We start from the raw sequence: 2,924 nt of genomic DNA on the forward strand, positions 1-2,924 counted from the left end.
AGGGCATCCACTACAAAAACCGGCCCGCAAACAGCAACCACGGTGCCGCCATGCTGGTTTTGGCTGCGCAGGCCTGCGCGCAGGCAGATACGTCAGCTGGTTTCTTTCACCTTCAGCAGCGTTGCGCCGGGCTCACGGTGGCGCACCGGTTTTGTCACGCACCAAATTCGCGCAGGGCGCGGGCCCTGCCTCTACCTCTGCTGGCTCAGGCCGGAGACGAGATGTCGGCCAGTGACTGCCCCACATCCTCTTCGTCCTGGCCCTTGACCGCGATATCGCCGATGGAAATGATGCCGGCCAGGCGCTGCGAGCCGTCCAGAACCGGGAGACGGCGAATCTGGCGGGACGCCATGTCTGCAAGGACCGTGTCGAGGTCGTCAGTTTCACGTGCGGTATGTATGTCGGTGCTCATCACGGTAGACAGCGGCGTGCCGCCGTTCAGGCCCTCCGCGAMGGCGCGCAGCACGATGTCGCGGTCGGTCACCATGCCGAGCAGCTTGTCGCCCTCGCACACAGGGATCACGCCCACGTCGAGCTCGCGCATGGCTTTCGCGGCGTCTGCCACGGTATTGCCGGGGGCCATGGTTCGCACGTTGCGGGTCATCACGTCGGTGACGGTCGTCATAAAAATACTCCTTGGATGGGTGAGCTTGGGTCTGGGCTGGGCGATATCGGAACGACATCGCCGTCTGCAGCCAGCATGCCCCGCGCGTGCGTGTTTTTTCCGGTCATGGGTACCCGAGCGGCCGTAGGACAAGGCCGTTTGACGTGTTGCGGTCAGCTGTCGGCAGGCGCCCTGCCATGGCGCTCGGCATACAGTGCCAGTTCCACGTCGTTTTTGGCGCCGGTTTTTTCCAGGATGCGCAAGCGGTAGGTGCTTACGGTGTTGGACGCAAGGCCCAGTTGCGTGCCGATCTCGCCCACGGACTTGCCGGCCGTGAGCAGGCGGAACACCTGGTGTTCACGGTGCGACAGGGCTTCGGCGCCGCTGCGTCCCCCGCTGCCGCCGACGGCGCTGGCCAGCGCTTCGGCCGTGGCGGCTGAAACGTACAGGCCACCGGCCGCCACCTTGCGCACCGCGGCAATCATGTCATCGGGGTTGGCACTTTTATTCAGGTAGCCCGCCGCCCCCAGCTTGATACAGCGCACGGCGTACTGCTTCTCAGGGTAGGTGCTGAGCATCAGCACAGGCAGGCGAGGCCAGTTTTTCTTGAGCGCCTGCAGCACATCCAGGCCATCGCGCTCGGGCAAGGCAATGTCCAGCAGCACGGCGCTCAGGCCTTTGTCCCCACCCAACGCGTCGACGCGCTGCAGGATGTCGGGGCCGGTCTCCGCTTCGGCCACCACTTCAATTTCGGGCGCGTCGGCCAGCACCTGCTTGAGGCCTTCACGCACGATGCGGTGGTCGTCGCCGATCAGGATTTTGAGGGTGCTCATAACTGGATCCGAAGGTGAAGGAGAGAGCCGTGGCCGACCCGGCTGGTGATCTCCAGGCTGCCGCCCAGGTGGCGCGCGCGCTCCCGCATGCCCATCACGCCATAAGCATTGGCTGCTTCAAAGGCGGCGGCTTCGGCGCCGCGGCCGTTGTCCTGCACGGCGATGCTGATGTCTTTGGCTGTGGCCCGTATGGTGATGGCCACGCGGCTGGCAGCCGCATGCCGGCCTACATTGCTGAGCATTTCCTGGAAGATGCGAAAGATGGCAATCGCTGAAGCCTCGGGCAGCGGTACCGCATTGGCCACGTCCATTTGCCAGTCCAGCGCCAGTTCGGCCGACTGCACGAATTCATGGGCCTGCCAGTCCAGCGCCGCCCACAGGCCCTGGTGGTCCAGGATGCTGGGGCGCAGGTCGGTGATGATGCGGCCCACGTTATCGACCGCGCTTTCAATCAGCCGGCCCATGTTCTGGCATTTGCTGCGCATGGTGTCGCGCATGGCCTGCGCGTCGCCGGGTTCGCGCTGCTGCTGTTCGCCCAGGCGTTTGTCGAGCCAGCCCACGTCCATCTTCAGCGCCACCAACAGGCTGCCCAGCTCGTCATGTACCTCGCGCGCGATGCGCGTGCGTTCTTCCTCGCGCACAGTGTGGGTGTAGGCGGTGAGCTCGCGCAGGTGCTGCAGCGCTTCAGACAAGGCCTGGGTGCGTTCGCTGACGCGTTGCTCCAGCACCGCATGCGCCTGGCGCAGTGCGTCTTCGGCCTGGCGGCGCCCTGAGATGTCGACAAAGGTGACCACCGCGCCCTGCACCACGCCGCCTTCGACGATGGGGTGCGACGAATATTCGACCGCAAACGCGCTGCCGTCCTTGCGCCAGAACAGCTCCGTGTCGATGCGGCAAGGCAAGGCCTTGCGAAAAGCGTTGAAGATGGGGCAGAGGTGCTCGGGGTAGTGCTCGCCGCCGGCATGCGAGTGGTGGGCCAGCTCGTGCATGTTGTGGCCCAGCACGTCGGCGGGGGCATAGCCCAGTTGCTCGGCGCCGGCACGGTTGATGAATGTGCAGCAGCCATCCATGTCGATGCCGAAAATGCCTTCGCCGGTGGATTCGAGCAGCTGTGACAGCTTGTCGCGCCAGACAGGCTGGTTGGCGCCGGGAAGGTGGGCGGGTGCGGGCATGGCGTAGTTCGGTTAACCGCCGTAGTCCGTAAATTCGGTAAACATCTTGTCAGGGCAACGCCCGCCGGAGCCACTGCGCTCGTAGTAGTTCCAGCGGTAAGCCATTTCCGTGTTGTCCTGGCAAGCCACGCCCTTGTACAGCTTGCCGTAAGTGGCCCTTGCGCCTGAGGATGACCGGAAGCTGTCAAGACTTTCAACGACCAGCACACCATCTTTGGGATAAACCTTCAGCACGCCGAAAGACGCATTGCTCGGTATGTCGTAGTCCACATAGAGTTCGGTCCGCTCAGGATTCGGGCGCGCCTTCTCTACCAA

General features: G+C 64.2%; 4 protein-coding genes. All 4 read right to left on the reverse strand.

Features of this window, described 5'->3' with window-relative positions:
* Positions 1-205: 205 nt before the first annotated feature.
* Positions 206-625 (reverse strand): CBS domain-containing protein, encoded by a 420-nt coding sequence (locus tag AC1DWI_RS18475; RefSeq protein ID WP_477725404.1) that lies wholly within the window; start codon positions 623-625, stop codon positions 206-208.
* 152 nt (positions 626-777) lie between these two features.
* Entirely contained in the window at positions 778-1,437 is a 660-nt protein-coding gene (locus AC1DWI_RS18480; RefSeq protein ID WP_477667613.1) for a response regulator transcription factor, read from the reverse strand.
* A complete protein-coding gene (locus AC1DWI_RS18485; protein WP_477668873.1) occupies positions 1,434-2,609 on the reverse strand; it encodes a sensor histidine kinase in 1,176 nt (391 codons plus the stop codon). Before AC1DWI_RS18485 ends, AC1DWI_RS18480 begins: the two co-directional genes overlap by 4 nt.
* A 12-nt stretch (positions 2,610-2,621) precedes the next feature.
* A partial coding sequence (locus tag AC1DWI_RS18490) for a hypothetical protein (RefSeq protein ID WP_477725405.1) occupies positions 2,622-2,924 on the reverse strand: 303 nt, incomplete at its 5' end.

The organism is Polaromonas sp. P3_C2, assembly GCF_056402675.1.